Origin of the sequence: Streptomyces sp. WAC06614 (assembly GCF_003949795.1) — a bacterium.
Classification (GTDB): Bacteria; Actinomycetota; Actinomycetes; order Streptomycetales; family Streptomycetaceae; genus Streptomyces.
The window spans coordinates 1-312 of record NZ_RPRY01000804.1; the positions used below are offsets into that span (position 1 = coordinate 1).

General features: G+C 77.6%; 1 protein-coding gene. It reads right to left on the reverse strand.

Features of this window, described 5'->3' with window-relative positions; genetic code table 11:
• Positions 1-312, reverse strand: a 312-nt coding sequence (locus EF918_RS36570) for a sulfurtransferase (RefSeq protein ID WP_260611037.1), incomplete at both ends; no start/stop codon positions are given.

A 312-nucleotide genomic window follows, 5' to 3' on the forward strand; every position in this document is an offset into this window, starting at 1 on the left:
GATCGGCCAGGGCCTCGGCCACGGCGGCCGCGTCCACGAAGCGGCCGGGGCGCGGCCGGGCGGTGAAGCTCCCGCGCGGCCCGTCGTACGCGGCCGGCTCCGCCTCGACCGGCAGCCCGGCCGCGGTCCAGGCCGGCAGGCCCCCGTCGAGCACCATGGCGTGGTCCAGGCCCATGGCCCGCAGCATCCACCAGGCCCGGGCGCTGGAGTAGATCCCGGCGGCGTCGTAGACGACGACGGTGCTGTGGTCGTCGATCCCGAGCGCCCGCACGGCCTCGGTGAACGCGTCGGCCCCCGGCATGGTGTGCGGTA